Origin of the sequence: Bradyrhizobium sp. 4 (assembly GCF_023100905.1) — a bacterium.
Lineage (GTDB): Bacteria > Pseudomonadota > Alphaproteobacteria > Rhizobiales > Xanthobacteraceae > Bradyrhizobium.
Genome location: NZ_CP064686.1, coordinates 3,918,876 through 3,942,300 on the forward strand (window position 1 = coordinate 3,918,876; position 23,425 = coordinate 3,942,300).

The 23,425-nt window shown below is 63.1% G+C and carries 18 protein-coding genes; 8 read left to right on the plus strand and 10 right to left on the minus strand.

The features are described from left to right. The 5 genes from IVB45_RS18265 to IVB45_RS18285 form a co-directional block, all read right to left on the minus strand. Window positions 1-1,023: a MoxR family ATPase gene (locus IVB45_RS18265; RefSeq protein WP_247359244.1), complete on the minus strand. Its 1,023-nt coding sequence runs from the start codon at window positions 1,021-1,023 to the stop codon at window positions 1-3. A gap of 2 nt (window positions 1,024-1,025) precedes the next feature. Further along, window positions 1,026-2,696 (minus strand): serine protease, encoded by a 1,671-nt coding sequence (locus tag IVB45_RS18270; RefSeq protein WP_247359247.1) that lies wholly within the window; start codon window positions 2,694-2,696, stop codon window positions 1,026-1,028. A gap of 129 nt (window positions 2,697-2,825) precedes the next feature. Beyond that, complete coding sequence (locus tag IVB45_RS18275; protein ID WP_247359249.1) at window positions 2,826-3,089, minus strand: carboxypeptidase-like regulatory domain-containing protein; 264 nt, start codon at window positions 3,087-3,089, stop codon at window positions 2,826-2,828. A gap of 14 nt (window positions 3,090-3,103) precedes the next feature. Further along, a complete protein-coding gene (locus IVB45_RS18280) occupies window positions 3,104-3,958 on the minus strand; it encodes a trypsin-like peptidase domain-containing protein (RefSeq protein ID WP_247359251.1) in 855 nt (284 codons plus the stop codon). Window positions 3,959-4,188: 230 nt separating this feature from the next. Then, window positions 4,189-4,584, minus strand: coding sequence for a hypothetical protein (locus tag IVB45_RS18285; protein ID WP_247359253.1), 396 nt, complete (start codon window positions 4,582-4,584; stop codon window positions 4,189-4,191). On the opposite strand from IVB45_RS18285, the gene IVB45_RS18290 reads away from it, so the two are divergent. The 3 genes from IVB45_RS18290 to IVB45_RS18300 all read left to right on the plus strand — a co-directional run bounded on the left by IVB45_RS18290 (window position 4,583) and on the right by IVB45_RS18300 (window position 9,549). Next, window positions 4,583-5,599 carry an N-acetylmuramoyl-L-alanine amidase gene (locus IVB45_RS18290; RefSeq protein ID WP_247359255.1) on the plus strand — a complete coding sequence of 339 codons (1,017 nt, stop codon included), beginning with the start codon at window positions 4,583-4,585 and terminating at the stop codon, window positions 5,597-5,599. The two genes, IVB45_RS18285 and IVB45_RS18290, sit on opposite strands and share 2 nt — an antisense overlap. A 166-nt stretch (window positions 5,600-5,765) precedes the next feature. Then, window positions 5,766-8,048 carry a DNA/RNA non-specific endonuclease gene (locus IVB45_RS18295; protein WP_247359257.1) on the plus strand — a complete coding sequence of 761 codons (2,283 nt, stop codon included), beginning with the start codon at window positions 5,766-5,768 and terminating at the stop codon, window positions 8,046-8,048. Between the two features lie 145 nt (window positions 8,049-8,193). Next, window positions 8,194-9,549, plus strand: coding sequence for a hypothetical protein (locus IVB45_RS18300; RefSeq protein ID WP_247359258.1), 1,356 nt, complete (start codon window positions 8,194-8,196; stop codon window positions 9,547-9,549). A gap of 3,250 nt (window positions 9,550-12,799) precedes the next feature. Here the strand turns inward: IVB45_RS18300 and IVB45_RS18305 are convergent. The 4 genes from IVB45_RS18305 to IVB45_RS18320 form a co-directional block, all read right to left on the minus strand. Continuing rightward, a complete protein-coding gene (locus IVB45_RS18305; protein ID WP_247359260.1) occupies window positions 12,800-13,288 on the minus strand; it encodes a hypothetical protein in 489 nt (162 codons plus the stop codon). Further along, window positions 13,285-13,887, minus strand: a complete 603-nt coding sequence (locus IVB45_RS18310) for a hypothetical protein (protein ID WP_247359262.1) — start codon at window positions 13,885-13,887, stop codon at window positions 13,285-13,287. The genes IVB45_RS18305 and IVB45_RS18310 overlap by 4 nt, the downstream gene beginning before the upstream one ends. Next, on the minus strand, window positions 13,887-14,165 hold the full coding sequence (locus IVB45_RS18315; RefSeq protein ID WP_247359263.1) for an AlpA family phage regulatory protein: 279 nt from the start codon (window positions 14,163-14,165) through the stop codon (window positions 13,887-13,889). Before IVB45_RS18315 ends, IVB45_RS18310 begins: the two co-directional genes overlap by 1 nt. A 245-nt stretch (window positions 14,166-14,410) precedes the next feature. Then, window positions 14,411-15,727 (minus strand): site-specific integrase, encoded by a 1,317-nt coding sequence (locus tag IVB45_RS18320; RefSeq protein ID WP_247359265.1) that lies wholly within the window; start codon window positions 15,725-15,727, stop codon window positions 14,411-14,413. A gap of 371 nt (window positions 15,728-16,098) precedes the next feature. On the opposite strand from IVB45_RS18320, the gene IVB45_RS18325 reads away from it, so the two are divergent. From IVB45_RS18325 to IVB45_RS18345, 5 genes are all read left to right on the plus strand, one after another. Continuing rightward, the gene (locus tag IVB45_RS18325; RefSeq protein ID WP_007591158.1) at window positions 16,099-16,278 is read left to right on the plus strand and encodes a hypothetical protein; all 180 of its coding nucleotides are present in this window, start codon (window positions 16,099-16,101) and stop codon (window positions 16,276-16,278) included. 138 nt (window positions 16,279-16,416) lie between these two features. After that, window positions 16,417-17,079 (plus strand): protein-L-isoaspartate O-methyltransferase, encoded by a 663-nt coding sequence (locus IVB45_RS18330; protein ID WP_247359267.1) that lies wholly within the window; start codon window positions 16,417-16,419, stop codon window positions 17,077-17,079. A gap of 214 nt (window positions 17,080-17,293) precedes the next feature. Then, window positions 17,294-18,685 (plus strand): TolC family outer membrane protein, encoded by a 1,392-nt coding sequence (locus tag IVB45_RS18335; RefSeq protein WP_027566905.1) that lies wholly within the window; start codon window positions 17,294-17,296, stop codon window positions 18,683-18,685. Between the two features lie 305 nt (window positions 18,686-18,990). Continuing rightward, entirely contained in the window at window positions 18,991-19,764 is a 774-nt protein-coding gene (locus IVB45_RS18340) for a DUF2497 domain-containing protein (protein ID WP_247359269.1), read from the plus strand. A gap of 140 nt (window positions 19,765-19,904) precedes the next feature. Beyond that, window positions 19,905-22,781, plus strand: coding sequence for a valine--tRNA ligase (locus IVB45_RS18345; protein ID WP_247359271.1), 2,877 nt, complete (start codon window positions 19,905-19,907; stop codon window positions 22,779-22,781). A gap of 2 nt (window positions 22,782-22,783) precedes the next feature. On the opposite strand, the gene IVB45_RS18350 is transcribed toward IVB45_RS18345, so the two are convergent. Beyond that, complete coding sequence (locus IVB45_RS18350; protein WP_247359273.1) at window positions 22,784-23,386, minus strand: DNA-3-methyladenine glycosylase; 603 nt, start codon at window positions 23,384-23,386, stop codon at window positions 22,784-22,786. Window positions 23,387-23,425: the final 39 nt, after the last annotated feature.

Here is a 23,425-nt window from a genome sequence, read left to right on the forward strand (position 1 = left end):
TCAGCTCGCGACCATTCGCATGGCATCCTGGAACAGCGCGCCGTCGCGCTTCAACTTGACCAGCGCCGGCCTGACCACCGCCAGATCGTTGCTGCCTGCGCCAACCAGCAGGGCGGCGGCGTCCATCAACTCGGCGATACCAGGCTTCTTATCGGGCTGGGCGTCGCGGAATTTGAGCGTCAGATCGACCAGCCGCGCAGCGGTGCCGTCGCCGAGCTTGGGCGGCTCGCCGTCGATCTTGACGCCCATCCCCTGCAGGCGGTTGGTAAGCCCGGCATTGACGATCGCCTCGAGCCGCTTCTCATCCGGGAACGGGATCTCGTGAAACACGCAGCGGCGCAGGAAGGCATCGGGCAATTGCCGCTCCTCGTTCGAGGTGATCACCACCAGCGGGCGCAGCGATCGCTCGATCTTGTCGAGTGACGGCGTCTCTGGCGGCGGATTGCCGGGGTATTCCTTGACGCGGAAACTCATCGTCTCGATCTCGTGCAAAAGATCGTTGGGGAAATCCTTCGGCGCCTTGTCGATCTCGTCGATCACAACCGCTGAGCGGCGCGGCGCCGCGTTGCCATCCCACGCCTCGGCGTGCTTGCCGCGCAGCAGCGGCGCTACTGCGCTGCGCGGATGGGCGCTCAGGATCGCGCGTCCCATAGCCTGGAACTCGACATAGTCGCCGACATCGCCGGCCTTGCTGAGCTGCGAGTCGCGCAACCGCTGCAACGCGTCGTAGGTGTAGAACAGCTCGCCCGCGTCGGATGTCGACTTCACGTTGTGCAGATAGAGGTCCGGGATCTGCAGCATCCGCGCCACCGCGTAGCCGAGCTCGGTCTTGCCGACGCCGGGCTCGCCCGAGACCAGGAGCGGCCGGCTGAGCTCGATTGCGACATCGACCGCCGCGACGGCCTCGTCCTCGAGCAAATAGCCCGCGCCGCGGGCCGTCTTCCTGCCGTTCTCGTTCAGGGCGGCTGCGGGCTTCGCACCATTCTTCAGCGCAGACGCCAATTCGCCAAATGTCTTGGTCATAGTCACGGTCTTGGCTCCCCAGTCTTGCCGCTCCGATCGAGCGTGCCGGCGATGTAGTTGCAGAGGCTGACGTCGAGGCCCTTTGCGACGATGTCGAGCGGCTTGAGCTGCGTGCCGTTGAACTGGCTGGCGATCGCTGCGTTGAATGTGTCATTGGCGGCCCAGGCGGTTTCGAGCACCGCACGCCATTCGTCGAGTTCGTTGAAGCCGACTTGGGAAAGCCTGACGCACACGCCGCAATGCGGCGGCGCGCCGGCGCTCCACAGCCCGGCGAATTGCCGGAGCAGGGCGTCGCTGTCCTCGCCGTCCGCGACGATAAAACAGACCACCGCTTGGATACCGTCTCGGTTGTCACCGAAATGGTTCGCAAGCATCGCGGCGAACTCGGTCAGCAGCGGCTCCTCGGTCGCAAGACTCCAGGCGGCATCGATGGTGCGGCTCAGCAACAGCAAATATCGGCCTCGCGGATCGAGCAGTTGGACAATGTCGGACAGCTCCTGACGTCGCTGTGCGACGTCATCCTGCTGCGGCCAGACCGCGGGCTGCGGCGTTCGGCTCGGCGCGCTGAGGCCCTTGGTCAGCGCCATCAACCGCAACTGGCCGATGCGATCCGGCGGGCTCTCGAACGACAGGAATTTGAGCCGCTTGACGAAGTGGGAATGGGCGTCGTCAGTGCGGCAGATAACGACGTGCAGCAGCGGGCGCGCGGCCTGCGGAGTGGAGGCCGCGAACAGCCGTGCGAGAAACCTGCGCTCCTCGCGCGAGCGGTCCATCAGGCAGAGCGCAGCCTCTTTACGTCGCTCGATCGACTCCGCCCGCTGCCGGGCCAGCACATCCTTGCCGGGGTTTTGCGGCGGCGCCAAGCCGAGGATGCTGGCGGGCCGCTCGTACCTCCGCTCGATGAACCCAGAGATCCGTCGCAGCGGAATCGCCTGGCCGCGGCTTTGTTCGTCGGTCGTTTCGCCAAGGCTGGCATTGTGCAACGCGATGAAGGCAAACTGGAAGGTGGTAGCGAAGCACGGTCCGCCGGACGATCCCCTTCTTGTGATGCCGTTGTGGATGTAGCGTGCAGGCTGCCCGGCCGCGCCGCGGACATCTGTAAATTCTGCGGTATCGCTCTTCAACGGCTGGAGGATGAACGCGCCGCCGATCTCGTAGGGATATTGCAGGATCATGAACTCCTGCCCGATATCGGGATCGGGCCGCTCCCCCGACCTTGCCAGCGGGATCCATCCGCGCGTGGTTCCGTTGTAGTCGGGAAATCGGCCCGCCTGGGCGTCGAGCCGGATGATGGCGAAATCGAGCTTGTCGTCATCAAATGCGTCGCCCCCGTCGCGGACGTCGCCAGGCGATGGCTCGCTGGCAACGACAATTTCGCGGATATTGAAGATCGTTTGGGTGTTGCCGACATCGAGCGGGCCGCCGTCTTCGCCGAGGCGATAGTCGAACCGGCACTCGGCGCCTTCGAAATCGGCACCCTTCGCCATCAGTTGCTCGACGACGTGATAGTTCGTAAGCACGAGATCCGGACCGATCAGGGTGCCGGTGCCGGCCTGCGAGCCGGGGGCGCTGACCGCACAGACGCAGCGCATCGCGCGCTCGAGGCCCTTGGCGATCGTTTCCGGCTCGGCGCGTTTGTTATTCCCGGTCGCAATCATCACGGGCGGCGGCATGCCATTTAGTATCCTGACATTCGGGGTCTCACTCGCAAGAGGACTCTTCTCAAGAGTATTGTTCGCAAATATTCCGATCGTCCGTTCTTGACCCGATCGGACGGCGCGCGGGACCGACCGCGCCCCCTCCTATTCGTCGATGATGATCCCGATCCGTTCATGGCCCTGGCTCGCCTCGAACTCGGTCGCGCCGATCGCGCCGGCCATCGATCGGGCCTCGATCCGGAAATGACCCGGCGGCAGCGCCAGACGGAAGTGGCCGGCTTCATCGCATTTGACCGCGATTTCCGGCGTGCCCGCCGTGCCCTGGACGACATAGACGAGCGCATTCCCGACACCGGCGCCGTGCCGATTGGTGACGCGGCCATGGTGAAGGATCCTCTCATCCGACATGCATCGTTGCGCCCTCAGTCCGCAGGCCCGGCGAGCCAGGCCTGAATCTGCGTCACGACTTCTGGAATGATGCGCGGCGCCGAATTGACTCGGAGATTCATACTGGCCGGGGTGCCGCCGACGCCATAGGCGTGAATGCCGACGACGATCGGCCGGCTCGTCTCGTCCGGGTAGATGTAGGCCGGTCCGCCGCTTTGGCCGCCGGACGTGTCGACATCGTAGTAGATCCGCCGCAGCTCGACCGCACGGATGCGGTTCTTTGCCCAGTACAATTCGGTTCCGCCGCCGGGCGAGGCCGGATAGCCGCTGACATTGATGAGATAGTCGCGCAATTCCGCATCGGGCAGCGCACCGACCCGGAACACCTCCTCGGCCGCGAAGACGTCCCGGTCCAGGTGAATCGCGGCGACGTCGTAGTCCGGATCTTGACGCTCGATCCACGCGTTGATGCTGGAGAAGCGTTCGGACGTAAAGCTGTTAAAGGGCTTGCGCTCGCGGTCACGTCCGGGCGTAAGCGTGATCTTGTCTGCCCATCCGCCCATCTGCTTCTTGTCAAACACGCAATGGCCGGCGGTGATGACCGTGCGCGGTCCGGCAAACCAGCCGGTGCCGACGAACTGGCCCCAGGGCGCGTCGATCTCTAGCGCGCAGATCAGCTTCCAGGGCTGCTGATCGGTCGACACGATGCGCGTGCGCTCGTCGGCAAACAGCACCGTCTCGAGTCCAGAATCAGGTGGAGGAACGATCGGGGTCTGGCTCTTGCCGATTACCAGCCGGCGCTTGGCGGCGTCCGACAGCGTAGCGCCTTTGGCATCGCCCTCGTCCGCTAGTACCCGCTCGGTGACAGCAGGTGCCGGCTTGCTGGCCACGGCGACAGCGCCAGTTTCCGTGTTCTTGGGGGCGACAGGCTTTGATACGGATGCAATCTGCACGTAAACATCCTCCTGCTGAAATCGACTTCTCATTATGCGTGCATTTGATCACGAGATCGCGTTGGCAACAACGAGAAGTTTTCGCAATTGCGTCGCAGCATCGCGCATCGGTGTCCGCGGTTGACTAGATCACCGGCCGCAAATGTCCGATTCGGCGCCCCACAACTTCAGCTTGCATATCGATCCGCATTGAGGTTTACTGACTTGCGAAGCTGTCCGCGTACCGATTGCTGCGGATCCGGCATCTCGATCAGACGCACGTTCGACGCGGCGGCTGACTTTGCGTACTGCCTGTTTGTTTTTACGGAGTAATTTCTCAGAGCTGACTGATACAGGCTCAAGATTGTTACGAGCTTGCGACAACCTAAAGACAACTGGAAGTTCAACTGCGGCCCGAGCGGTGGGCAGGCGAGCATGGTGATGTTCGCCTGGCGATTTGCCGGCGCCAGGATCGCAGACCTAACGAAGCGAACGGCATTTGAAGTCGTTTGCACGTGAAGTCGTTGGGACTTCAGGTGAGTGGCACTTTGCGACAAGCGTAGGGGCTGAAGGAGGACGGTCATGGCTCGTTGTCCCTTTGCGGTCTGGATGGAGATCAGCGGGAGCTCAGGCTCTTACACATCTGGTCCATTCAAAATCGTTCACCACACCACGGAGGGCAGTTCGGCAGAGGGAGCGTTTGGGGCATTCCGCGCCAACCGTTCCGATCCGCATTTTACCGTCGACAGCAGCAAGATCTATCAGCACATCAATACCGGCAAGGCGGCCCGTGCCTTGCGCAACGCGGCCGGCGGCGTCCAGACCAACCGCGATTCCGCCATCCAGATCGAGGTCGTCGGCTTCGCCCATCGGCCGAAAGTGATGGCTACGCTGAAGAACGTGCAGAAGCTGTGCAACTGGCTCGAAGCCGAGCACGGCATTCCCAAGGTTTGGCCGAACGGTCTGCCGAAACCGGCGGTGAATGGCCGCGATCCAGGCGGCCACAATCGCAACGCCGCGAACTGGGACAACAAAGGCGGCCATTACGGCCACAGCCAGGTGCCGGAAAACACGCATTGGGATCCCGGCTACACTGCGACCGAAGCGGCGTTTGTAATCGCCGATGCCGCCACCGAATCCATCGACATCGAAGCGCTTGAAACGATTCCGCTGGAAGAGGGCCCGGGCTTCGCGACAGAAGTCTCGACCATGCCAGACCATTGCGGCGGACACGGCGCAGCCCCGGCCGCAGGCGAGGCCGGGCCCCGCGCGAAGTCGAAAGTCTCAGCCAGACGGACCTCTACGCCGGCGCGAGGCAGCGGAAGGACCGCAGCAAAGGCCGGCCGATCATTCGCGCGCAAATCGTCGGCGTCCAAATCCAAGTCCGGATCCAAGTCCAACTCGACTAGGTCCCAATCGTCTGCCGGCAACTCGTCTGGCCGCAAGCAGTCAGCAGTCAAGAGGCCGGCGACAAAGACATCGAAGAAGACGCGCAAGATAGCTGTACGCAAGAGCGGCGCAAAGGGCGCGACGAAGCGCGCGGCGGCGCGAGCGTCCAACACGACCAAATCGTCACGGAGAAAATCGCAACGCAGATAGCACGCCGTAATTGTTCTCGAATTGGATTGAACGTCGTTCTGTCCTGGACGGACACATTGCATGGCTCGCGGCCGACCGATCAGGCGTGGTGCCGCGCGCCCGATCAATCATGTTGGTATCGGCAAGCCGTTCGCTGCTTGCATAATTCGTTGTGGGGAGAACGCGCATGGCGGACAAGCTCGATCATTCCGCATTTCTGCGTCATCTGGCGCGCGGGCAGGATCTTACCGGTCTCATCGATGACAGGATGCTGGAGCGCGAGGAAGGTGTTCGCGCCGCGACCGCCGACACCGAGTCAGCCGCGACGCCGCCGGACGTGCGCGGCGCCTTCGAGGCCGCGGCCAGGGGCGAGCCGCTGTCACCAGCCCAGCAATTTGCGACCGAGGCGATCATCCTGCCGGAGCTGAGGCCCGCGATTGACGTCATCAACGACAGTTACGGCCAGGTCACGCATCCGCTCTGGACCAAGCTCAGTAACAATGCCGGGATCAAGGCGCGACTCGAGACCGCGATCAAATCGGTGGGGCGCATCGAGCTGCCCAACGGGCCGTTGCCCTACGCCGGCACCGGCTTCGTTGTCGGTCAGCGCCAGATCATGACTAATCGCCACGTGGCCGAGATCTTCACCCGCGGCCTCGGCGACAGGTCGCTGGTGTTCAAGCCTGGACTGAGCGCCGGCTTCGACCTGAAACGCGAGCGCGGCGGCGGCCAGGGTGTCATGCTGACGGCGACGCGGGTGCTGATGATTCATCCCTTCTGGGATTGTGCGGTGATCGAGGTCGACGGGCTGCCGGCGACGGCCCAGCCGCTGACGCTGTCCGCCATTCCCGCACCGGAGCTCAGCGACCGCGAGGTCGCCGTGATCGGCTATCCTGCGTTCGATCCGCGCAATCCTGCGGCCGTGCAGGACGATCTGTTCGGCGGCGTCTTTCGCGTCAAGCGCCTGCAGCCGGGGTTGCTGAGCAGGGTTTCCGACACCGCGAGCTTCGGCAAGATGGTGCCGGCGGTTGTGCACGACGCCTCCACGCTTGGCGGCAATTCCGGTTCGTGCCTGGTCGAGCTGACGACCGGCCAAGTGCTCGGCCTGCATTTCGGCGGCGCCTATCGCGATCGCAACTACGCCGTGCCGGCCTCGGCGCTCGGCGCGGACCCGCGGGTGCGCGCGTTCGGGCTGAAGTTCGACGGGCCACCGCCAACCACCGATCCGGCCTGGGCGTCCTGGTGGCAGCGCGCCGAAGACAGCGAGGCGATTGCGCCCGATCGGCTGGCGCCCGCGCCCCAGGCGAAGCCGAAGCCAGTCACCGTGGCGGTGAGCAACAATCAAGGCCGCCAGGGCGGCGCCGTCGTCTCCACGGCGGCCGACGGCAGCGTCAACCTGACCATCCCGCTGCACGTCACGGTCCGGCTCGGCGGCTCGCCGCCGATCGCGGCCGAAACGGTGAGCACCGAAGCTGCGACGGCAGAGATCACCGAGAAGATGGTGATGCCGTTCCGCGACGAGGATTTCTCCCACCGGCCGGGCTATGATGAGACGTTCCTCAAACAGGACGGCGACCGCGACCCCATCCTGGTGCCGATGCCGACGGTCAAGGACGCCTCGGTGGTGGCCAAGACCAAGCAAGGCAATGACCGGCTGAACTACCAGAATTTCTCAATAAAGATTCATGGGGAGCGGCGGCTGGCGCTGTTCACGGCGAGCAATGTGACGGCCGAAGGCGCGCTCAAGCGGCCGGACAAGCGCAAGAAATACACCCGCGCCGCATTGTCCGGCCTCGGCGAGAACGATCAGGAGCAATGGTTCCTTGACCCGCGGCTCGACGACGAGCTGCAGATCCCCGATTATTTCTACACCCGCGACGACGGCGCCTTCGACAAGGGCCATATCGTGCGGCGCGACGACGTCGCCTGGGGCGAAACCTATGACGACCTGCGGCGCGCCAACGGCGACACCTACCACGTCACCAATTGTTCGCCGCAGGTGGCGCCGTTCAACCGTTCGGCCATGGGCGTCGACAATTGGGGCGATTTCGAAAACACCGTGCTGACGCAGGCGGCGAGCGAACGGCTCTGCGTCTTCGCAGGGCCGGTGCTCGATCCGAACGACGACACGTTTCTGGGTCGCGATGCGCCGCGCTCGCGAATCCGCGTCAAGATTCCGTCCCGGTTCTGGAAAGTGGTGGTCGCGCGTGTCGAGGACGGGCTCGCCGCCTTCGCGGTGATGCTGGAGCAGAACCTGTCGAAGATGCCGAAGGCGCCGCCCGAGGGGGGCGAGGAATTCGTCATGCCGGACGAATTCCTGAAATCGGTGGTGCCGCTGAAGGACATCGAGGACTGGACCGGGCTGACCTTCGCACCGGCGCTCCATCAGGTAGATCAATACGACACCATCCGCGGCGGCGAGGCCGCCGCCCGCTCAGGCGCACGCCGCGGCCGCGTGCGCAAGCTTTAGCGAAAACGGCGCGCACAGTGGGCGATCTGATGCTGTGACGCCGAACGGGCCGTCGGTACGGCAGAAAGAGACGCGACTCCGCGCACCTCGCCCGGAGGCGCCGGGAAGAGTGAAATGTCAAGCCAAGCTGCAGCAGGAGAAGCAAATGAACGATACCACCAACACCCAAGGACAGACTTTCGATTTGAACAGCCGGCCATCGGAAGAACTCGCGCAAGAGATCGTAAAGGACGCCGGTGATCTTCATGTCGATCCAGACGCCCCGCCGGAGGTGACGCTGGAAGCGGCCGTCCGACAGTGGCGGGTGGCGAAGTCTCTCGAACATCTGCGTGCGCAAATCAATGCCGCATTCCCACAGCGCAGCAAAGGAAGCGACGGCACGATCGGCGACGCCAGGCATGCCAGCCGCTCGTCGGATCACAATCCCTGGGTCGTGGACAACGGGACGGGCGTCGTTACCGCCTTCGACGTCACACATGACCCCGGCCACGGCTGCGACGCCGGTCGGATCGCCGAAGCAATCCGCGCCAGCGACGACCGCCGTGTGAAATACATCATCTGGAACCGCAAGATTGCCAACTCGCAGCCAATCGGCGCCGCGCCGGCATGGGCATGGCGCGCCTACACAGGTCAAAATCCGCACAATCATCACTGCCACATCTCGGTTCGGTCGGAAAAAGCCGCTTATGACGACCCTCGCGACTGGAGTTTCCGAACGCAGGGCGACCCCGAAGCTGCCGCGGCCGTGATAGACACGGAAGCAGCTCAGAGCGCGCTTGGCGCCGCACTCGATGCGCTCCCGGGCAACGCCGACCGACCCCTTCTGCAACGGCTGGTCGATGCACAGGACGAGATTTCCGCGCTATTGGCAACGTATGCGCGTGAGGCGCGACCGGTGCGGGCCGAGGACGCTGATGGCGTAGAGGCAACGCGCCCGAGCTTTGAGGAGCTCAAGGCGGAATACAAACAGCTGTGGGAACGCTGCGAGATACGTCCCGAGCGCGCCAACAGCGTCGCATGGCACCGCGCAAAGCTATTGCAGAACAAATCCCGCTACGAACAGGTGAGCGCCGCCACTGGAGCAAAGTGGTGGTTCGTTGGCATCGTCCATGCGTTGGAGGCAAGTTTCAATTTTCAGGGCCATCTGCACAATGGCGATCCGCTCGGCAGGCGTACGGTAAACGTTCCAGCCAACCGGCCGCCGCGCTGGGATCCGCCGAACGACTGGCTCTCCAGCGCCATCGATGCCATCACCTTCGAAGGCTTTGCCGGACAGAGTGATTGGAGCCTTGCTCGCACGCTGTACCGGTTTGAGAGCTACAACGGCTTCAGCTATCACGCCAAGGGCATTAACTCGCCATACCTGTGGAGCTTCTCCACAAATTACACGCGAGGAAAATTCATTCGGGACCACGTCTACGATCCCAACGCGGTATCCGCTCAATGCGGCGCAGCCGTGATGCTGAAGGCGCTTCAGATGGCGGGAGAAGCATTGAGTTGATGTTCGATTGTTGCCCACCGGCACGCGCCGGCCACGGTCAGCGAGCCTCATCGATAAACGCCAATGCTACGAGCCGCGGCTCACGAGCGAAGGGCAAGTCGACGTAGAGATTGCCCTTGTGCTCGTGGAGCGCGAGGACGTTCTTCAAGCCATTCTCGAGCTTGAGGTCGCTGATCTCGGAGGCGATCGATCCGCCATCCTTCTTCGTCCGACCTCTCTTGTTGAGCTGCGAATGGTCTCGCTGACCGATCTCGCGTGTCGTTTTGGCTGGATGCGCTTGTCGCCTCTGGGAGCACCCTGTGAAGCTTGGCGCAACCTGGGCAACGTGTCCCCAGTGCTCGTTCTCGGGGAAAAAGGAAACAACGCGCCTCGTCGACTCTCGTCCCATGCTCCGGGCGTGCGACGACGGCTAGCGCGCTCTCATATAATGCTGTGATATATATTGCGGTTTTGGTGAGCGCGCTGGGGCTCAAACCCAGGACCCCCTTGATTAAAGGTCATGTTTCACCCCTGACATGTTAATCTTGGCTCGCCCAATCATCACTAATGGGTCCAACTTGGGTTCAAGTTCGCGTTGCGGTCGCTCTCAACCTCGGCTAAGTGGCTGATCTCCATGCAAGGGAAGGGTGGCCGAGTGGTTTAAGGCACCGGTCTTGAAATACAGTAAGCCTCCTTCGCGGGGTCCCGTTGAATACCTGAACGTCCTGTTTCATGGGGCGGTTCGACCGCCATGCGATCAAGCAGTCCTCGGTCATCCTAATCAGTTTGAGCGAGTTGGGTGCCAATCTCGGTGCCAAACGCTAGGAGCCTTTTCGGGATCGGCCTGGATCGTGCGTAACTGCGAGCAGGTTTTTCCAGGCCGAGTGGATCCCAGGCCGAATGACAGACCGACGAACATAAAGAAGCAAAGCCATGAAGCGTCTCGTGGTTGCAACGAACTGCACCAGCAAGAAGTGCTATCTGACGGGGATGCCGGTGATCCGGCCTAGACTCGACATTATCTTGGCGGCTGCGACCACCCTGGTCCATGTGAAGCCGTCCGCCTCGATCTCTGGCCTGCGGTACCGGAAGGAAATCATGATGACGGGCACTCGGCGGCTGCTTCGCCTTGGCGCGGGACCTCGAGGGTAGGATCGGGTGGCCGAAGCAAAGGTCCGACGGCAAGCGAAGGCCGGCCGAGATCCTCCAGGCCGAGCCACTGCTATCCATGCTCCGGGAACGAGAGGACGACCTAGAGAACGATGCCGTGTTCGATGCTGATCCCACCGCGCTGGTTGGCGCCCTCGAACAATACGGGGCTTGCGTGCGAGCGAGTTTCGGTCGGTACTCGCGGCCAGCGATCGCTGTAGTCACGCAGCGCTCAGCAACACGAATTGCGAGCCCAGCGAACCGCCGAGCCAACTGCACCTGCTGCGGAAGCCCGTCGCCGATCTAGCTGGCCGTACAGGCTCTCGCTCCCGAACGGCTATTCCCCCGGATTGTTTTGATTTCTTTGATTTGTTGCGCCCTGCATTAGATCGTGCGCCGCCGCGCTTTACCTCTAGTTTTTCGATGTTTTCGCCACTTTGCTCTTCGTCACTTTTGATTTCCTCAGTGGAATTCAAGTTTTCATACACCAAAAAAAATCTCCGCGAATGCGACCCCGAGCGGTAGGCGGCCCTTATTTCTCGGGAAATTGGGGGGGGTGCCGCAGGGATGCCGGGGCTAGACGCGGCGGGCGATGAGGGTACGGTTTAGCCGCTTGGCCGAGGCATGGGTGGCCATGCCAAAGGCTGTGGGCGTCCGGATGTCCCGGCAGGCCTGGGCTCCCCTCGAACAAACCGGCCATGCACTCCGGACCTTAAGCCATGAACGGGGGTCGAGTAGGGGCGCCGGCGGACCGGACCTGGCCGTATCGCAGTAAGGTCGAGGGTGACAGACGTGGCGAAGAAGCGATGGGGCGGACAGGCGTTAGGAGCTCTGTTTGCTTGCTGTAAGCGGCGCGATTGGAAAGGGGGTGGTAGCACTCGGAAGGCAGTTGGAAGCTGGGTCGGCATGGGGTTGGAAAGGTCCCAATTGAGTGCGAAGGGCGTTGGTAGGTCATTCGGCCATCTCTTCGCGAGGTACTGCCGACGCCTGCTGTTGGATCCCGTCTCGACGACTTCGATCTTCCGAACTGACAGAGGCGCTCCATCGAGGCCCGGAAACGATCGGCTTGACGCCGCCGGTGTCTGGGTCCAACTCGAATTCGGTCGGCGCACTTCCCTTGGCGTTCTGGCGTGTACTGGCCAGCCTTGGGCAATGCGCTGGTCGAGTAACCGCCGGAGCAGGTCATCGATATCGCGATCAGCCGCGGCGCGGTTCGGCGAGGACTCGCGGGCCATCGAAGTGGTGAAAGTCAGGCCTCCCCAGCGGAGCGTTCACCTTCGCGCCCACGCGGCCATCGTTCGTTTGGTGACGGTCAGTATCCTCGCATCCGGATCATCTTTCTCGGGGTCTGATAGGTGCATGCAGATGATGTCGGTCGGACCGATCATGGCGTCGGTGGTGCCTGACCTTGGTGGTGCCGGTGGCGATGACCTCGCTGAGTGGAGTAGGCGTTCACGCGGGGTTACGCGCCAGAACTCACGCGCAGCAGATCGCGAAGTGGGAAACTAGGCCGCGATCCGATCGACTTCACAGCTCGATCCCGAGCAGACATAGTTCGCCTTTCCGCTAGTTTCTCCCTCCCTCAAGAGGCACGCTACGGCAAGAGGAACCGTAGCTCGAGAAAGCCATCTTCCTTACTCGATATAACCGCCCTGCCGGTTACGCCGGCCAGTCGTCTCCCTTCGCGGATGTCTCGCGAGGCAAAAATAGTCTGGGCATTACCGGGCAGTGCCCGGTGGGGCGGTTTCCGCTTCGGCATGGCGTCCTAAGCGCGGTCGGAAAGTCCGTTTTCTTTCGATGCGACCTGCACCGAAATCCCGGCGAAAAATCCCGTCGAGTAATATCGCCTCGGTATCCTCGCCCCGAGGCCAGACTATTCGGAGAAAAGGGCTCCGACTCCCGCGGTCATTCATCAGCGGCGATTGCCGGCAACGGGATCATGGCCGATCTCGACCCGTTGCTGGCGTTCGATCGATTGAAAGCGGAGATATGGCGGGACCACCGAGCACCACATCAAGCGCGCGCAGCCGACCGAACGCGTGGGTTCGATCAGCCGTGCGCCAGTTTGAGGTGCGTTTGCTGAGGTTGAGGCGTCTCCGTTTCCGGCGTGACGCCGTGACTGTCACGGTCCGTCAGTTGATGTCACGCTTTGGGGCGAGACTGTCACGGGCCCTGTCGCAGTGTCACGGTTGGCTCGCCGGTGCCGGCGCTGGCGTTCGGCAGCACCGGGATCCTTCGGCGCTTTGGCGGCGGGACGCGCCGGTCGTGTAAAGACCTTCGAGCCTTCCTCGTCCCGCGCCTCCTCGGTGATACGATCGAGTTTCGCGAGATCTTCCTCCAGAATCATCATCTCGTTCCCGTCACGCCCGACGATGACCATCCGGGATGCATGAACGATGTCGTAGGAATGCAGGCCGGCCTCGGCCAGCAGCTTTCGACAGAGTGCCAGGACGTGTTCTGGCTGGACCTCAATGTATTGATCTTCGCTGATGTAGAGCTGGCCCTCTTGGCGAATCAGCACTGCGCCGTCCTCGGTGCGACAGATCGCGATCGCTGCCTGCGGCTTGATTGCCACCGAGGAGTCAGTGTTCCAGTCGAAGTGCTCGCTCATGCGTGCACCTCGTTGATAATCGCGGCCCAGGTCCTTGTGTGCAATTCACCAGGGTAGTATTTTGAATGTTCAGACGCCGCTAAGCTCTGAACAATGCGATTGGCCCTGCCATCTTGCCCGGTGGCGGGGCTTCGCGTTTTAGACGGGTCTGGAAGGTTGTCCAGAACGGCCAGCGCGGCGGCGCATTCTCGCGTTGGGATTGGGCCGGCACCAGTTGGGGAGGCGGTTTTCCTTGCTGCATTCATCTGCTCCTCGCAAAGCTTGTGTGCGGCGTCACGGGATGACGCGTCGCTGTTGTCGTCGTGAGCGCCGCCAGATCCGCTGTCCGGTGCCATGACGCGGTACATCGCCATCGCGGCGCGGACGATCTCGGCCTCAAGCTCGAGGTCGGAGAAGATCGCGGGGCGCTTGGACCCTCGACTATCATCCTGGATCTTCGATGTAGAGATTTTGAAGACGCCCGTGCGAGCCTGCAAAAGCGCCAGGCGATTCACGCGAATCCCCCTCACTTCAAGATCCAAAAATCCGAGTACGAAGTGATCGCCTTGGGGCGGTTCTTTCCGCTCCATCAAAGCGGAGACGATACGAAAATCCGCCATTACGCCACCACCGTGCGTGCATTCCGGGCGGCGACCAGCGCTTCGACGTGCGCGTCGATCTCAGATTCAAGATAAGCATAACGTCCCGGTCCGACCGGAACACGTTTTGGAAATTTTCCTGCCTTCTCCAGGCGCCACAAATGCGGCTTTGAGTACGCGATACCTTTCGAACGAAGGTCATCATGATGAATGAGGCGAGTAGCCATGTGGCGATCTCCGGTTGCGGGATCGCTGGAGCCCAAAAATAGGCATGCCAAGGCAAATCCCATGGTTTCCATGAAATCTGCCCGGGCTCCCTGAGGATGTTCCGGCTCGCTTCCATCAATCGGGCGGTGGGCGCTCACCCCGGAGGGCAAAGGGGGAATCACCCCCGAGCCCGGGATCCAGTCCCGGTGACCGCAGGCTTCCCCAGTCCGAAGACAACTGGGACCCCTCTGCGGTATTGGCCTTCGCGTTCTCACCGAACGCGCCGAAAACAGGTCGCTACATTGCAAACGAATCTAGTGTGCGCGGCTCTGCCTCGTCAAGCCCTCACAAGAAGTCTCACGACGTTGTCCCGACTAGGCCGTACGATCTGACTAAGGCGCACGTGCCAGAGCTCTAACGCCTCGCGCTTCTCCTCGAAATAGTCGTGCAAGTCATACGTGCCCTTGATGCCGGGTCGGGCATGCGCCAGCACGGCCTCACGGGCTTCTTCGGTCACCCTGAGCCGCGACAACTGGGAGCGCACGGTCCGGCGGATATCGTGATTTACGAACGGCGGCAACGTGACCACCGTGGGATCTTCGCCCCGATGACGAGCGAGCGCGCGGAGCGTGCGCAACATGCGGCGATCGAGACGCTGCTTGATCTTCGAGCCTATCCACGTCGGGCCTTCGCCTTCGCTGGTCGAGAACAGGAAGCGGCCGGTGTGCCGCGGCAGGCTGTCCAATACCGCGAGGATTTCGGGCGTCAGCGGTACCGCATGAGCGCGCGCCTGCTTCTTGCCGGAGTCCTTGCCCTTCATCCGCTCGGCAGGAATAATCCAGATCTTTTCCCGCATGTTGAACTCGCTCCATGATGCATCAACGGCTTCGTTGAGGCGCAGAGCGGTCAGGCAGAGCAGCTGATAGGCCGGCCCGACGGGGTAGGGCATTCGCTTTGCGGCGCGCCATAAGGCGAACAATTCGTCGTTGGTGAGGATCCTCGCCGCCGACCGCGGCATCTCGCCCAGGATATCAGTGGCCCGGATGTTGGCACAAGGTGACGCCGACAAACCGAACTCCGGCTGTGCCGTTACCCATCGGAAAAACCGCTTGATCAGGGCGAGCAGGTTTCTGGCACCGACCTTGCCGTCCCGGCCCTTGGTCTTGATCAGGGTTGTTACGTGTAAGTCAGTCACCTCGGTAATGGCCAAGTCACACCATTTCGGCAGAAGATCCCGGCGGATTTCCCGCTCGGCGTCCTTGCCCTTGCGCTCGCCGGGCAATTTGTCGCGGATGAAGACCTCGGCCACGGCTCCGAACGTGGTCTGGCGCCTCTGTAGAGCCGCTGTGCGCGCTCGCTGGGCCTCTTCGACCGGATCGATGCCTTGCCGTACCAGATCGCGCCACAGGCGCGCCCTGTCGCGCGCTTCCGTCAGCGTCATGTCGGCGCATTTTCCGATCTCCCGGCGGCTGGGACTGTTGGCGCCTGGAAAACGGGTCCTGAGAATGTAGGTTCGGTTCCCGCTATCGGTGACCCGCACACCAAATCCCGGCACGAGCGCGTCCATGACCTGGTAGCGCTGGCCGGCCGCCGCAGGTTTGAGTCCGCTGACCTTGGTGGCCGTCAGCATTACGCGGTGATCAGTCTTTGGCATCCGGGGCCTCTTGGGAGCCACAAGAACGCGTAATGCGGTGTGAAGCCACGAAAGGCAGTGTTTGGTTCGGATCAAAGAAAGTCAATGAAATTGGGCACTTGCCGAGCAAATGAGAGGCGGCGAAATGGTATGAAAAGATTGGTCAATCATCTGTTAATCGGATGGTCGCTGGTTCGAATCCAGCCCGGGGAGCCAAATTCAGCTTCATCTTCAATAGCTTGCGTCAAGACTCTGATCTGGCGTGCGATCTCGTTGCGGCAAATTCTCAATTAGATGTGTACCGTGGCGAGCTCGTGTTCTCCGCGGCGACGCCAAAACGACTCAATTGAAATCGAGCTTCCAGGCGCCGGTCCTTTACGGAGCTGATTCCCATGCGAGACATCCAGGTCGACCGTTCCCCGCTGGCTCCCTCCATTCTGCCGGCGGACATCCCCGAACTCAGCGACGACGAATGCCTCGCCTGTCTGGCGCGCGCGGTCGAGACCCACGATTCGGCACGGCTGGATGAAGTCGCCGCATTGATCGGCCGCCTCGCCGTCACGATCGAATAGGCCGGCTCACCCTGGACGTTGCGAGTTGCGGAAAGGCCCGGTTCGCTGGGCCAAAGCCATGTTGCGTTTTTGCAGGGCCTGCTCCAAAGATGCCGCCAACTTTCGTCCGCGGCATCGTCCGCCTTGCAGGGTCCGCAAATGTCCGTTTTCTCGACGGCGCGCCTAAAAATGGTCGATGGCCAGGTGCGCACCAGTGACGTCACCGACCGTCGTGTTCTCGACGCCATGCTCACGGTTCCGCGCGAGGCCTTTGTGCCGGCCAGCCGGCAGGCAGTGGCGTATCTCGACCTCGATCTCGACGTCAGCGAGGGCGGCGTCAAGCGGTTCCTGATCAAGCCGCAGCTGACCGGCAAGCTGCTCCAGGCTGCCGAGATGGGCGAGGACGACAACGTGCTGGTCGTCGGCTGCGCCACCGGTTATCTCGCTGCGCTGGCCGCCAAGCTCGCACGCCAGGTCACCGCGACGGAATGCGATTCGGCGCTGGCCAAGAAGGCCAATGACGCCTTCGCCGCCCTCGGGCTTGCCAACGTGGCCTGCAAGGCCGCGGCCTGCACCGAGGGTGATACTGCTGCTGCTCCCTATGATGTGATCGTCCTCAACGGCGCCACCGAGGTGACGCCGGCAGGGCTGCTCGGGCAGCTCAAGGAGGGTGGGCGCCTGTTGGGGGTTTCGGCCGAATCCAGGCCGCCGCGCGCCATGATCGTGACCCATACCCACGGCGAATTCGGCCATCGGGCGCTGTTCGATGCCGCGGCCCCGGTCCTTCCCGGGCTGGAACGGGCCGCCGCCTTCGTATTCTGACGGCCCGATAGCGGCTTTAGCCCGTTAAAATCCCGTTCTGAATCAGAAGTGTGGCCGGGATGCTGCACGTGAAGAGTTTCCACTGAGAACCACCCTCAGGTAGTTCCGTCGCGCTTGACCGCGTCCTATGTTGCGGCGGGGCAACGACTCCACTCGTAGACGGTAACCCAGCTCGCGGGCACGAGCCGGGCGTTAGAATGAACGGAATTTTTGGATGCATGGGGTGAAGCTCTTCACCGGAGCAGCGGTTTCGGTCCTGCTGCTGGCGCTTGTCGCGCCGACGCCTGCCTTGGCGGATACGATCGAGGCTGCGCTGGTGCGCGCCTATCAGAACAATCCGCAGCTTAACGCGCAGCGCGCCCAGGTGCGCTCGACTGACGAAAACGTGCCACAGGCGCTGTCGGGCTATCGCCCCAAGGTCGGAGTCAACCTCAGCACCGGCTATCAATATCAGGACATTCAGCAGCAGCAGAAGGGTCTGCCGATCCATAGCGACCCGCCCCTTCAGCCCAATAGCGCCAGCCTGACCATCAACCAGACGCTCTACAACGGCAATCAGACCGCCAACAGGACGCGCGCGGCGGAGAGCCAGGTCTCGGGATCCCGCGAGGCGTTGCGCGTGCTCGAGCAGACGGTCCTGTTGCAGGCTGCCACCAGCTACATGGATTATCTTCGTGACTCCGCCACCCTCGAAGTTCAGCGCAGCAACGTGCGCGTGCTCGAACAGACGCTCAAGCAGACCCGCGATCGCTTCAATGTCGGCGAAGTGACGCGCACGGACGTGGCGCAATCCGAAGCGCAGCTCGCGGCCGGCAGGACCCAGGCACTGACTGCCGAATCGAATCTCACGACGACGCGCGCGAATTTCCGCCGCATCATCGGCAATGAGCCGACGAACCTTGCGCCGGGCTCGCCCGTCGATCGTTTCCTGCCCGGGACGCTCGCCTCCGCCGTCGGTCTCAGCCTGGTGGAGAACCCCAACGTCACGGCCTCGATGTTCGGCATCGATGTCAATTATCTTCAGGTCAAGATCAACGAAGGCGCGCTGCTGCCGACCCTCACGGTTCAGGCTGGCATCACCCAGTCGTACCAGCAGACCCTGACGGTCTTCCGAACGACGACCGCTTCCGCCATCGCGACCGCCTCCGTGCCGATCTATCAGGGCGGCGCTGAATATGCGCTCATCCGCCAATCGAAAGAGAACCTGGCGCAGCAGCGCCTGAATCTCGAAACCACCCGCGACCAGACCCGTGCCAACGTCGTGCAGGCCTGGGGGCAGTTGGAAGCCGGCAAGGCGCAGGTACAATCTGCGCAGGCGCAGGTCACGGCTTCCGAGATCGCGCTGAACGGCGTGCGCGAAGAAGCCAAGGCTGGCCAGCGTACCACGCTGGACGTGCTCAACGCGCAGCAGGCGCTGGTGAACGCACGCGTTGCGCTCGTCACTGCCCAGCATGACCGCGTGGTGGCGTCCTATTCGGTGCTCAATGCGGTCGGCCGTCTCGCGCCGCAAGTCCTCGGCCTCAACACCACGGTCTACGATCCCAGCGTTCACTACCAACAGGTTCGCGACAGCTGGGCCGGCGTGCGCACGCCTGACGGACGCTAGAGTCCCGTAATCGTCCGGTCGGCCTCGCGAATAGTCGAAGCCGACCGGTGCTTTGCTTGCAATCAGCAAAATCCCTGACATAGCCTTGCCAAGAAGATGCGGGCCGATTCGCTCTGCATCCGATGCCGTGTGCGTAAAGCATGAGTGCCGAGGGCAGGGGCGCACCGCTGCACGTTGAGCCGTCATCTGGGGACAAGTCGGGCTGCCGTGACGAAAATGTCGGGCCACCCATCCGGAACCGGCCAATCCTGTCGTGCTTGGTGTAAAACAACGCATGCGAGGGCGTTGATGATGTGGAGTCGGAGATGACGCAGCCTGCAAAGGTCACAGAACCCTCGATGGAGGAGATTCTGGCCTCGATCCGGCGCATCATTGCCGACGATGAGGCCAAGCCGCCGCCGGCGGATGCTGCCAAGCCCGAGAAAGCTGCCGCCCCCGCCGCGCCACCGAAGCCGCAGGTGATCAACGATATTCCGCCATCCAAGGTCGCGCCGCCCAAAGCAGCCGCCGAGAAGCCCGCACCGGCTCCGGCTGCAAAGCCGGCAGCGCCGCCAGCCCCGGCACCCGAGGCGGATGCATCCAACAATCAGGACGATATCGACGCACTGCTAGCGGGCCTCGACACGGCCACCGCTGCGCCGGAAATCCGTGCTCCCGAGCCGGAGCCCGAACCTGAGCCCGACGTGCTGGAATTGACCGACGATATGGCGCTGGCGATGGAGCCAACGCCGTCTCCGCCGCCGCCGAGCTTCCGCAAGGTCGAGCCGCGCGACGATCTCGAATTCGCCGAATCGCCGCCGCCGCGCCCGACGCCGGCATCCTATGCGCCGGTGGACTTCGATGCGCCGCCACTGCCGCCCCAACAGCCGATCCTGGCGCAATCGACGGTCTCCGCGGTCGAATCCGCCTTCAATTCCCTGGCCCACACGGTGCTCAGCAGCAATGCGCGAACGCTGGAGGATCTGGTCAAGGAGATGCTGCGTCCAATGCTGAAATCCTGGCTGGACGACAATTTGCCGGGCCTCGTTGAACGCATCGTGAAGGCGGAAATCGAGCGGGTATCGCGCGGCGGCAGGTAGATCGGGCCGCAGAGCCCTCAAAAACCCTGCTTGTGCGATATATTTTGTCCCCTGACCGGACCGGAAAGCCCTGTTGCCGCCTGGCTTTCCGTTGACTTGTCCGTTGACTTGGACCCCGTGCGCGGCTTTCTAACAGCGCCATGATCGAGAAAAATTACCAACCCGCCGATATAGAAGCCCGCATGTCCGTCGTGTGGGAGGACAGCCTTGCCTTCAAGGCCGGCCGCCCGGACCGTCGCGACGCAGTGCCCTTTACCATCGTGATCCCGCCGCCGAACGTGACGGGCTCGCTCCACATGGGCCACGCCCTCAACAACACGCTCCAGGACATCCTGTGCCGGTTCGAGCGCATGCGCGGCCGCGACGTGCTGTGGCAGCCCGGCACCGACCATGCCGGCATCGCCACCCAGATGGTGGTGGAGCGGCAGCTGATGGAGCGCCAGCAGCCCAGCCGTCGCGAGATGGGCCGCGAGAAGTTTCTGGAACGGGTCTGGCAGTGGAAGGCCGAGAGCGGCGACACCATCATCAACCAGCTCAAGCGGCTCGGCGCCTCCTGCGACTGGTCGCGCGAACGCTTCACCATGGACGAGGGCCTGTCCAAGGCCGTGGTCAAGGTCTTCGTCGAGCTGCACCGCGACGGCCTGATCTACAAGGACAAGCGGCTGGTGAACTGGGACACCAAGTTGCTCACCGCGATCTCCGATCTCGAAGTGCAGCAGGCCGAGGTCAAGGGCAGCCTCTGGTACCTGCGCTATCCGATCGAGGGCAAGACTTTCAGCCCCGAGGATCCCTCGAGCTTCATCGTCGTTGCCACCACGCGCCCGGAGACCATGCTCGGCGATACCGGCGTCGCCGTGCATCCCGATGACGAGCGCTATCAGAAGCTGGTCGGCAAGAACGTGATTCTGCCGCTGGTCGGCCGCAAGATCCGGATCGTCGCCGACGATTATTCCGATCCGGAGAAGGGCTCGGGCGCGGTCAAGGTGACACCGGCGCACGACTTCAACGACTTCGAGGTCGGCAATCGCCATGGCCTCGCCCGGATCAGCGTCATCGACAAGGAGGGTTGCCTCGATCTCCTCGACAACGAAGATTATCTGCGCGACCTGCCGGCAGGTGCCGCGCAGTTCGCCGAGGAGTTCAACAAGCTCGATCGCTTTGCAGCGCGCAAGCGCATCGTCGAGCGGCTGGAATCGTTCGGCTTCGTCGAGCGGATCGAGCCCCATACCCACATGGTGCCGCATGGCGACCGCTCCGGCACGGTGATCGAGCCCTATCTTACCGACCAATGGTATGTCGACGCCAAGACGCTGGCGAAGCCGGCGATGGCCGCCGTGCGTTCGGGCGAAACCACCTTCGTGCCGAAGAATTGGGAAAAAACCTATTTCGAGTGGATGGAGAACATCCAGCCCTGGTGCATCTCGCGCCAGCTCTGGTGGGGCCACCAGATTCCAGCCTGGTACGGTCCCGACGGCAAGGTGTTCGTCGCCGAGACCGAGGAGGAGGCCGTCAGCCACGCCCTCGGCTATTACGTCGAGCAGGAGGTCATCACGGTCGAGCAGGGCCGCGAGATGGCGCTCGACCGCAACAAGCGTGACGGCTTCATCACGCGCGACGAGGACGTGCTCGACACCTGGTTCTCCTCGGCGCTGTGGCCGTTCTCGACCCTCGGCTGGCCCGCGGACGCGCCGGAAGTGCAGCGCTACTACCCGACCAATGCGCTGGTGACCGGATTCGACATCATCTTCTTCTGGGTCGCCCGCATGATGATGATGGGCCTTCACTTCATGAAGGAGGTGCCGTTCTCGACGATCTACATCCACGCCCTCGTCCGCGACGAGAAGGGCGCCAAGATGTCGAAGTCGAAGGGCAACGTCATCGATCCGCTCAGCCTGATCGACCAATATGGCGCCGATGCGCTGCGCTTCACGCTGGCTGCGATGGCCGCGCAGGGCCGCGACATCAAGCTTGCCACCAGCCGTGTCGAGGGCTACCGCAATTTCGCGACCAAGCTCTGGAATGCGTCGCGCTTTGCAGAGATGAACCACTGCGCCGTGCCCGAGGGCTTCGAGCCGGCGAAGGTCAAGGAGACGCTGAACCGCTGGATCGCGCATGAGAGCGCACACACCACGCGTGAGGTGACCGAGGCGATCGAGGCCTACCGCTTCAACGACGCCGCCGGCAGCATCTACCGCTTCGTCTGGAACGTCTATTGCGACTGGTATCTCGAGCTCGCAAAACCCGTGCTGCTCGGTCCCGACAGCCCTGCCAAGGCGGAAACCCGCGCCATGGTGGCATGGGCGCGCGACGAGATCCTGAAACTGCTGCACCCCTTCATGCCCTTCATCACCGAGGAGCTGTGGGAGGTGACGGCCAAGCGCGACGGTCTGCTCGCGCTGGCACCGTGGCCGCTGAAGCCGGCCGGGCCGACGCCGGAGCAGCTTGCGATGCTCGCAGCGACGACGGGGCCGACCGACGCGCTCGTCTCACCGGTTTGGGTGCTGCCGATCTTCGACCATGCCGACTTCACCGATCCCGCGGCCGAGGCCGAGATCGGCTGGGTGATCGACCTCGTCACGCAGATCCGTTCGGTGCGCGCCGAGATGAACATTCCGCCGGCGACCCTGACGGCGCTGGTGGTCGCAGGCGCCTCGTCCGAGACGAAGGAGCGCGCGCCGCGCTGGAGCGACGTCATCAAGCGCATGGCGCGGCTGTCGGACATCTCCTTCGCCGACCGTGCGCCCGACGGCGCGGTCCAGCTCCTGGTGCGCGGCGAGGTGGCTGCGCTGCCGCTGAAGGGCGTGATCGACGTCGCCGCCGAGCGCACGCGTCTCGACAAGGAGATCGGGAAGGCCGATTCCGACATCAAGCGCGCGGAGTCCAAGCTGGCGAACGAGAAATTCGTCGCCAACGCGGCCGAGGAGGTCGTCGAGGAGGAGCGCGAAAAGCGTGAGGCTGCGCTCGCCCGCAAGGCCAAGCTCCTCGAGGCGCTGGAGCGGCTGAAGCAGGCCTCGTAGGCTTATTTCGGAAACGGCTTGCTGAGGAATTTCGAGCCCCTGACGCCATAGCGCCAGGGCAGCTCGACGGCCTTGGTGATGCCGATCCGGATTCCGGCCACGACCTCCAGATCCTCCGTCCGCGCATGCAGCGCGATCGGCGGGCGGTCCAGCGGCAAGGCATTGTGCGCGATGGTGATGCCGAGCGCTTCGGTCAGCTTGCCCGGGCCCGAGCACAACGCGTGCAAATCCTGGAGATGGCGCCGCCGACGCATCGCGGCGATTCCGTGGGTCGGCTCCAGCGCGCGGATCAGCACGGCGCTCGCCGAGCCTTCTTCCTCGCAGACGAAGTTCACGCACCAATGGATGCCGTAGGAGCGGTAAACATAGGCAAAGCCGGGCGGGCCGAACATCACCTGGTTCCGCGGCGTGGAGCCATTGTAGGAGTGCGCCGCCGGCTCGGTATGATGATAGGCCTCGACCTCGACGATGATCCCGCCGACGCCGTCGACAAGCATGGTCGCGCCGATCAAGTCGGGCGCGACTTCGTGGACGCTGCGCGCGAAAAAGGCACGCTTCAGGGCTTTGCCGAGCCGGGGTGTGGAAGGTTTCGAGACTGGAGCCATTCGAGGTGAGAATCGCCAGAGAACAGAGCAGGATATTGC

Coding starts and splice junctions, on each gene's coding strand:
- IVB45_RS18265 (WP_247359244.1), bottom strand. CDS start 1,023: ATGACCAAGACATTTGGCGAATTGGCGTCTGCGCTGAAGAATGGTGCG.
- IVB45_RS18270 (WP_247359247.1), bottom strand. CDS start 2,696: ATGCCGCCGCCCGTGATGATTGCGACCGGGAATAACAAACGCGCCGAG.
- IVB45_RS18275 (WP_247359249.1), bottom strand. CDS start 3,089: ATGTCGGATGAGAGGATCCTTCACCATGGCCGCGTCACCAATCGGCAC.
- IVB45_RS18290 (WP_247359255.1), top strand. CDS start 4,583: ATGGCTCGTTGTCCCTTTGCGGTCTGGATGGAGATCAGCGGGAGCTCA.
- IVB45_RS18285 (WP_247359253.1), bottom strand. CDS start 4,584: ATGACCGTCCTCCTTCAGCCCCTACGCTTGTCGCAAAGTGCCACTCAC.
- IVB45_RS18295 (WP_247359257.1), top strand. CDS start 5,766: ATGGCGGACAAGCTCGATCATTCCGCATTTCTGCGTCATCTGGCGCGC.
- IVB45_RS18300 (WP_247359258.1), top strand. CDS start 8,194: ATGAACGATACCACCAACACCCAAGGACAGACTTTCGATTTGAACAGC.
- IVB45_RS18305 (WP_247359260.1), bottom strand. CDS start 13,288: ATGAGCGAGCACTTCGACTGGAACACTGACTCCTCGGTGGCAATCAAG.
- IVB45_RS18310 (WP_247359262.1), bottom strand. CDS start 13,887: ATGGCGGATTTTCGTATCGTCTCCGCTTTGATGGAGCGGAAAGAACCG.
- IVB45_RS18315 (WP_247359263.1), bottom strand. CDS start 14,165: ATGGAAACCATGGGATTTGCCTTGGCATGCCTATTTTTGGGCTCCAGC.
- IVB45_RS18320 (WP_247359265.1), bottom strand. CDS start 15,727: ATGCCAAAGACTGATCACCGCGTAATGCTGACGGCCACCAAGGTCAGC.
- IVB45_RS18325 (WP_007591158.1), top strand. CDS start 16,099: ATGCGAGACATCCAGGTCGACCGTTCCCCGCTGGCTCCCTCCATTCTG.
- IVB45_RS18330 (WP_247359267.1), top strand. CDS start 16,417: ATGTCCGTTTTCTCGACGGCGCGCCTAAAAATGGTCGATGGCCAGGTG.
- IVB45_RS18335 (WP_027566905.1), top strand. CDS start 17,294: ATGCATGGGGTGAAGCTCTTCACCGGAGCAGCGGTTTCGGTCCTGCTG.
- IVB45_RS18340 (WP_247359269.1), top strand. CDS start 18,991: ATGACGCAGCCTGCAAAGGTCACAGAACCCTCGATGGAGGAGATTCTG.
- IVB45_RS18345 (WP_247359271.1), top strand. CDS start 19,905: ATGATCGAGAAAAATTACCAACCCGCCGATATAGAAGCCCGCATGTCC.
- IVB45_RS18350 (WP_247359273.1), bottom strand. CDS start 23,386: ATGGCTCCAGTCTCGAAACCTTCCACACCCCGGCTCGGCAAAGCCCTG.